The 839-nt window shown below is 35.0% G+C and carries 1 protein-coding gene; it reads left to right on the forward strand.

Translation table 11 applies throughout. The features are described 5' to 3' along the window. Window positions 1-759, forward strand: a 759-nt coding sequence (locus E1171_RS00600) for an exodeoxyribonuclease III (protein ID WP_155203083.1), incomplete at its 5' end; no start/stop codon positions are given. Window positions 760-839: the final 80 nt, after the last annotated feature.

The raw sequence follows: 839 nt of genomic DNA on the forward strand, positions 1-839 counted from the left end.
AAGATATTATCATATAATGTCAATGGGATACGTGCAGCAATCAACAAAGGATTAATTGATTGGCTTTCCCAAGAAAACCCTGATGTGCTTTGTTTACAAGAAGTAAAAGCTCATGAAGAACAAGTAGATCTTACTCCCATTAAAGATTTGGGATACGATATTTTTTGGATGCCGGCCCAGAAAAAAGGATACAGTGGAGTAGCTATTTTCACCAAAGTTAAACCCAAACATGTGGAATTCGGATGTGGTTATGAACAATATGACTCAGAAGGACGCCTAATCCGGGCCGATTTTGAAGATTTTTCGCTTATGAATGTTTATATGCCCTCCGGCTCAAGCGGTGATGAAAGACAAGCCTTTAAAATGCAATGGTTAGATACCTTTACCCATTACATCAATAATTTAAAACCTGATTTCCCAAATTTGATTATTTGTGGAGACTATAACATTTGCCATAAACCTATTGATATCCATAACCCTCAAAGGAATAAAAACACTTCTGGATTTTTACCCGAAGAAAGAGAATGGTTTACAAAATTCATTGATAGTGGGTTTGTAGATACTTTTAGACATTTCAACGAAGAACCACACCAATACAGTTGGTGGACATATCGAGCAGGAGCAAGAAAAAAGAATTTAGGCTGGCGTATAGATTACCACCTATCCACAGAGTCAATGAAAGACCGATTAAAAAGTGCGGCAATTTTAAGTGATGTCAATCATTCGGATCATTGCCCGGTTTTAGTGGAAATCGATTAATTTTAAATGAAAGAATGAATGGGATAAGAAAGGAATTATAAAAAATACTTATCCCATTATAATAATATTTAATGATTAAA

Source organism: Xanthovirga aplysinae, from assembly GCF_009711365.1.
GTDB classification, from domain to species: domain Bacteria; phylum Bacteroidota; class Bacteroidia; order Cytophagales; family Cyclobacteriaceae; genus Xanthovirga; species Xanthovirga aplysinae.